Below are 570 nucleotides of genomic sequence, written 5' to 3'. Positions count from 1 at the left end.
TCAGACCCAGGAGCGTGCCCGTCAGGTACCAGGCGTCGGCGCGATGGATCGGCAACACGGTCTTCAGCGGCAGGTCGCACAAGGGGGTCATCGCGACGGCGAGACGCGGCGCGCCTGATCGAGGCCGTGAAGGTGCCCTACGAGCTCGGGCCGGACGGTTTCGGGGTCGGCATCGGCCTCAGCATCGGGATCGGCTGGGCGATGCCGGGGATGGGGCCGGAGGCGCTCCTCGCCGAGGCCGATGCGGCGCTCTACCGCGCCAAGGCCGACGGGAAGGGCCGCTACGCGACGACGCCCGAGCCGCGCGCCGCCGCGACCCGGGTGGGGTGGGCGTGAGGCGGATCTCGGCTTCGCCCAAGTGCCGCAGCCCAAGTGCCGCAGCCCAAGTGCCGCAGCCGAGATGCTGCACGAGCCCAAGTGCCGCGCGGGCGCAAGTGCCGCGCGGCACTTGGGCTCGTGCAGCATCTCGGCTGCGGCACTTGGGCTGCGGCACTTGGGCTGCGGCACTTGGGCGAAGCCGAGATCCGCCTCACGCCCACCCCACCCGGGTCGCGACGACGCCCGAGCTCG

At 73.3% G+C, this 570-nt stretch carries 1 protein-coding gene; it reads left to right on the top strand.

Features of this window, described 5'->3' with window-relative positions:
* Positions 1-126: 126 nt before the first annotated feature.
* Positions 127-336 carry a hypothetical protein gene (locus tag VQ03_RS34135; protein ID WP_048454612.1) on the top strand — a complete coding sequence of 70 codons (210 nt, stop codon included), beginning with the start codon at positions 127-129 and terminating at the stop codon, positions 334-336.
* Positions 337-570 lie beyond the last annotated feature (234 nt).

Origin of the sequence: Methylobacterium tarhaniae (assembly GCF_001043955.1) — a bacterium.
Taxonomy (GTDB): domain Bacteria; phylum Pseudomonadota; class Alphaproteobacteria; order Rhizobiales; family Beijerinckiaceae; genus Methylobacterium; species Methylobacterium tarhaniae.
The sequence above is the reverse complement of the archived record's forward strand: the minus strand, read 5'-3'. Positions and strand labels throughout refer to the sequence as shown.